This is a genomic window from Nesterenkonia massiliensis (genome assembly GCF_000455245.1).
Classification (GTDB): Bacteria; Actinomycetota; Actinomycetes; order Actinomycetales; family Micrococcaceae; genus Nesterenkonia; species Nesterenkonia rhizosphaerae.
This window is the reverse complement of record NZ_HG005165.1, coordinates 214863-219710: the sequence shown is the minus strand read 5'-3', so window position 1 is coordinate 219710 and position 4848 is coordinate 214863. Positions and strand designations below refer to the sequence as shown.

Sequence of the window (4848 nt, the reverse complement as noted above, 5' to 3'; positions counted from 1 at the left end):
GCAGCCGACCATAGGAAGGCACCATCTCTTCCAGCTTGGTCTTCCAGCCCTCGACCTGGGCTGGGAAGCAACGTTCCAGCAGCCGCAGCATAATGCTCGGAGCGGTGGACGCTCCGGGGGACGCGCCCAGCAGGCCGGCGATGGAGCCGTCACCGGCGGCCACCAGCTCAGTGCCGAACTGCAGGACACCCTTGCCGTCTTCATTCTTCTTCATCACCTGGACACGCTGGCCGGCGGTGATGAGCTCCCACTGGTCGCCGTCGGCCTGCGGGTAGAACCGGTGAAGCTCTTCGACCTTCTTCTTGCTGGACTTCAGGACTTCCTTGACCAGGTAGGTGACCAGATCAGTGTTGTCCTTGCCCACCTGCATCATCGGCAGAAGATTGTGGGGCCGCACTGACAATGGCAGGTCCAGGAAAGAGCCCGACTTCAAGAAGTTGGTGGAGAACCCGGCATAGGGGCCGAACATCAGGGACCGGCGACCTTCGACGAAGCGAGTGTCCAGGTGCGGCACAGACATCGGCGGAGCACCTACCGAGGCCAAGCCGTACACCTTGGCGTGGTGCTTCTCAGCGACTGCTGAATCAGTGACCCGCAGGAACTGGCCGGAGACCGGGAAGCCGCCGAAGCCCTTGATCTCATCGATGCCGGCAGCTTGCAGCAGGCCAAGAGCGCCACCGCCTGCTCCGACAAAGACGAAGCGGGCGCTTGCGGAGAATTTGCGGCCGGCGGAGCGGTCCTTGACCTTGACCTGCCAGCGGCCGTCTGTGCCGCGGCTCAGACCAGTGACCTCGTGGCCAAAGTGGAGTTCCACACCGGAGGCATCCAGGTGGCTGGAGAGCTGGCGGGACAATGAGCCGAAGTCCACGTCCGTGCCGTCGTCGAATTTCGACGCCGCCACCTGCTGCTGGGGGTCACGCCCTTCGGTCAGCAGGGGAGCCCAAGACCCGATCTCCTCGTGGTCTTCGCTGTGCTGGATATGACTGAACAGCGGCTGGGCCTTCATCGCCTCGTAGCGGTCCCGCAGATACTGGGAGTTCTTCTCGCCCCAGACGAAACTGATATGAGGCAGCGCGTTGATAAAGGTCCGCGGGGAGCCCAGGGTCCCGTTGTTGACCCAGTGGGACCACAGCTGACGTGAGACATGGAACTGCTCCGCGATTCCCACGGCCTTGGCGGTGGACACCGCACCGTCGGAGCCGCGAGGGGTGTAGTTCAGTTCGCAGTAGGCAGTGTGGCCGGTGCCGGCGTTGTTCCAGGGGTCCGAGGACTCCTGGCCGGCCTGGTCCAGCTTCTCAAAGAGCGCGATCTCCCACTCGGGCTGCAGCTCCTTCAGGAGGGCACCCAGGGTAGTGGACATAATGCCGCCGCCAATGAGAATGACATCGAAACGCTGCGCTGGACTAGTCGACGATGACTCGGTCACAGGAGACTCCTTGTACCTTCGAAGGGGAGATGAATTCGCTCATGACTTTACCCGCGGAGCGAACGGGCCACGAAATTCTCTCAGCGGCGGCACTATGCCGTGGACAGTCATGTGGGGCAGGCCGTCGCAAGGCTCAGGGCGCCAGGACTATATCGGTGAACCGCTCGTTAAGCACCGGGGACATCGGATAGTCAGCGACTCGGTTGCCCAGTGCCAGCGCGGAGATCGGATAAGCCAGCGGCAGCGCCGGGAGATCCTCGGCCACTAAGTCCGCCACTTCGCGGTAGATATCGGCGCGCTGGTCCTCGTCGGGCTCGGCCCGTGCCTGATCCAGCAGCTCACGGACCTCTTCGGTGTCGTAGTTGAACTCGCGTCCGCTCTGGCCGAACAGCGGTCCGAAGAAGCTGTGCGGTGAACGGAACCCGCCATTGCGGCCCAATAAGTGCATTGCCCGGTCATCATCGGCCAGCAGCTGATCTACGTAACCTTCGTCCCACACCACAGGTTTGGGCTTGATGACGAACCCCACGGAGGTCAAGTCGGCGGCCAATGCAGCGAAGACGGCTTCTGGGCGGGGAAGATAGCTGCGGGTGGTGGCCATCGGGTAGTAGAAAACAAGCGGTTCGCCGTCGTACCCGGACTCGGCAAGAAGTTCACGGGCCTGTGCGCGGTCGAAACCATGACGGTCTGCGGAGTCGGAGTGGACACCGAGAGCCGGGGGAGTGAACTGGAACGCGGGCCGGGAGCCTTCTAGGAAGAGGTTCTGTACCAGCGGAGTCCGGTTCACTGCATGGGCGGCCGCTTGGCGAACATCGGGATCGCTCATCACTGGGTGGCCTAAGTTGAAGCCCAGGTAGAGAACAGAGAAAGGATCTCGCTGCAGAATCAGCCGACCTGCTTGCACTAGCGGACGCAAGTTATCCGCGGTGATGCAGTCATAGACATCAAGCCGTCCCCGCTGGAGCTCACGGAGCCGGTCAAAGGACCTCGGCAGGGCCCGCACCACCACCTCCTCGGTACCGGTGGCGTCATTCCAATAGTCCGCAAAGATCTGCAGTCTTGTCTCGCCTCCCTCCTGGGAGACCAACTGATAGGCACCGGTACCAAGGGGGGTGCGGGTCAGCCGGCCCGGGTCAGAGTCAGAAAGCGCTGCGGACGCGGCAATTCCGAAAGCCGGCAGGGTTAGTGCCTGGAGTAGAAAAACCACAGGTTCACTGAGCGTGAGCACCACCGTGCGCTCATCCTCAGCTTCCACAGACTCCAAGACGCAGCCGTCCTGATCCATATAGCCGCCGAAGACCGTGGGGAAGGCCAATGCGGTAGTGCGGCTGATATTGCCGAATCCATAGAGGTAGTCCAACTGGCCCCAGCGGCGGAAATTAGCGACCACGGTTTCAGCCGTCAGGGTGCTGCCGTCGTGGAATGTCACTCCCTCGCGCAGCTGAAAGGTATAGGTCAGCTCGTCGTCGCTGATCTCCCATTCCTCGGCCAGCAGGGGTGAAGCTGCGCCGGTATCCGGGTCAACGCCCACCAGAGTCTCGAAAATTTGCCGGCAGATGCGTTCAGTCTCAGTGTCCACCGCCAGGCCCGGGTCCAGGGATGCCGGCAGCGACACCCCACCGATGATGACACGGGTGGCAGACTCAGCAGACTGATCCTCACCATCGCCGGTGGACTGTTCTTCTGACTCGTTACCTGAGGTGCCAGCTCCCAATAGAGCCGCTGAGACTCCGGTCAGGGCAGAGGCGCCGAGGAAGCGCCGCCTGTCGAGCTGGTCGGGCATAGTGGTGCCACCTTCACATGTGTCCTGCGATGAGGAGAAAATGATGCAGCGGGTGCGCGAGGGGGGACTTGAACCCCCACGTCAAAGACACTGGAACCTAAATCCAGCGCGTCTACCAATTCCGCCACTCGCGCTTGAGTCCCCGCAAGCTTACTAGAGGCCCAGACTTTTGCGTAGACGCGCCACGTGCCCGGTGGCTTTTACGTTGTACTGCGCCAGCTCTACGACGCCGTTCTCGTCAATGACCACAGTGGAGCGAATAAGTCCCTCGAAGACGCGGCCATAGTTCTTCTTCTCGCCCCATGCGCCGTAGGCCTCAGCCACCGAATGGTCTTCGTCGGAGAGCAGCGGGAACGTGAGTTCTTCCTTCGCGGTGAACTTCTCCAGAGCGGCAACTGGGTCGGGGGAGACTCCCAGCACCTGGTATCCCGCACCCTGGAGCGAGGCGAGCGAATCCCGGAAATCGCAGGCCTGAGTGGTGCAGCCGGGGGTGGAGGCCTTGGGGTAGAAGTAGATGATGACTTTCTTCCCGCGCAGTGAGCTCAAGGAGAGTGATTCTCCTGATGCTGTGGTCAGTGTGAAGTCAGGTGCAGTGTCTCCGGGATTCAAGCGCGCGTTCATTAAGCCTCCAGTGTCAGTGTTCAGTTCGATTGCCGCCTTCAAATGTAAACGTTGTGTTGAGATCCGGGATTTTCGCGTGTCGTCTCCAGGGTCTGTGTCAGATGTGCTCCGTAGACTGACGCCATGGTTATTCACACCGAGCGCAGTGCGGAAGAGGAGCAACTGGTGGCGGCCCTGCGCGCGGCCTTCGACGCCTCGGTGATGAACTTCGGTTCCTACAACCTTCTCTACGCCCGGAATCTGCTGGGGGACAGGGATGAGCCGGCAGGGGTTGTGCGGCCGGAGGCCGGCGAATCGGTGCAGGAGAACATGGTGCGCAGCCGCAACCTTCTGGTGGGCTACCGCCGCGAACCGGTGGAGATGGTGCTGTGCCCGATCAACTTGGCTGATGCGGTGCACCGAGTTCACGCCCTGAATCAGGACCGGGAGTCAGCGGACGATCGGGCTGAAGACTACGACGGCGCCGGCTCCGGCGGCGCATTCCCTGCGGAGCCGACGATTCCCTCGACGGCACCGGTTCTAGTGAATCTGACGAACCTGGCAGGTATGGCCACTGAAGGTTCAACTGTGGAGGTCGCCCTGTCCACCGGTCGCCGGCTGATCCTTGATGTCCAGGAGACAGTGAGTTTGCCTCAGCTTCACGAGGTGCCGCTGCACCAGGAGCTTGATGTTGAGGACTTCTACAGTTTCCTGGACCACTTCATGGACGCAGTGGAGCGTACTCACTCCGCGGCGTGAACGCAGTGAGATGAGTGTCACGATGCTCGGAGTTGGCATCGCATAAAAGTGCTGATAAGCTCTTATGTCGTTGCCCCGAGAGATCGGGGGGACAAACCGAGAAGCTTCAGGGCCCGTTCGAGGGCCTCTAGCTCAACTGGCAGAGCATCAGACTCTTAATCTGCAGGTTCCGGGTTCGAGTCCCGGGGGGCCCACTGTGCTCTGAGCTTCTCAGAGCGAAAGCCGCCGGTCAGCAGACCGGCGGCTTTCGCCGTCCCAGAAGGAAATTCTCTCTCGCTGC

General features: G+C 61.6%; 4 protein-coding genes and 2 tRNA genes. 2 read left to right on the top strand and 4 right to left on the bottom strand.

Annotated elements, in window-relative coordinates; translation table 11 throughout:
• From TX78_RS01035 to bcp, 4 genes are all read right to left on the bottom strand, one after another.
• Positions 1 to 1360, bottom strand: a 1360-nt coding sequence (locus TX78_RS01035; RefSeq protein ID WP_233722137.1) for a malate:quinone oxidoreductase, incomplete at its 3' end; no start/stop codon positions are given.
• A gap of 199 nt (positions 1361 to 1559) precedes the next feature.
• Positions 1560 to 3209 carry an ABC transporter substrate-binding protein gene (locus TX78_RS01030; RefSeq protein ID WP_044492863.1) on the bottom strand — a complete coding sequence of 550 codons (1650 nt, stop codon included), beginning with the start codon at positions 3207 to 3209 and terminating at the stop codon, positions 1560 to 1562.
• A 53-nt stretch (positions 3210 to 3262) separates the two neighbouring features.
• A tRNA-Leu gene (locus tag TX78_RS01025) sits at positions 3263 to 3343 on the bottom strand.
• Positions 3344 to 3362: 19 nt separating this feature from the next.
• Positions 3363 to 3830 (bottom strand): thioredoxin-dependent thiol peroxidase, encoded by a 468-nt coding sequence (bcp, locus tag TX78_RS01020; RefSeq protein WP_044492861.1) that lies wholly within the window; start codon positions 3828 to 3830, stop codon positions 3363 to 3365.
• Positions 3831 to 3953: 123 nt separating this feature from the next.
• Here bcp and TX78_RS01015 point away from each other — a divergent pair, with 123 nt between their 5' ends.
• Positions 3954 to 4568, top strand: coding sequence for a hypothetical protein (locus TX78_RS01015; RefSeq protein WP_044492859.1), 615 nt, complete (start codon positions 3954 to 3956; stop codon positions 4566 to 4568).
• Between the two features lie 121 nt (positions 4569 to 4689).
• Positions 4690 to 4762 (top strand) — tRNA-Lys (locus TX78_RS01010).
• Positions 4763 to 4848: the final 86 nt, after the last annotated feature.

Coding starts and splice junctions, on each gene's coding strand:
- bcp (WP_044492861.1), bottom strand. CDS start 3,830: ATGAACGCGCGCTTGAATCCCGGAGACACTGCACCTGACTTCACACTG.
- TX78_RS01015 (WP_044492859.1), top strand. CDS start 3,954: ATGGTTATTCACACCGAGCGCAGTGCGGAAGAGGAGCAACTGGTGGCG.
- TX78_RS01030 (WP_044492863.1), bottom strand. CDS start 3,209: ATGCCCGACCAGCTCGACAGGCGGCGCTTCCTCGGCGCCTCTGCCCTG.